1 protein-coding gene is annotated in these 275 nt (G+C 58.5%); it reads right to left on the minus strand.

What is annotated here, in order from left to right:
* Positions 1–275 (minus strand): DsbA family protein (locus AC0L3U_RS39365; protein WP_473365116.1); only part of this gene is annotated, 275 nt, incomplete at both ends.

A 275-nucleotide genomic window follows, 5' to 3' on the forward strand; every position in this document is an offset into this window, starting at 1 on the left:
TTCGCGTACGAAATCCAGACGGTCCTGACCGAAAAACAGCGTGTTGCCTACAAACATGCTGGGCGCGCCGAATACGCCGCGTTTAACGGCTTGTTCGGTTTTATCCTTGAGAGCGGCTTTTACGGCCTCATCGTTGGACAAAGCCAGAACGTGCTCTGGGTTGAAGCCCTGCGCCTCCAGTACAGCTGCGACGACGGCAGCGTCTCCCAGATTGCGCCCGTCCACCCAGAGCGCACGGAACAGGCAGTCTACGAACGCCTGGAAACGCTCGGGTT

The organism is Bradyrhizobium sp. Kon69, from assembly GCF_055807515.1.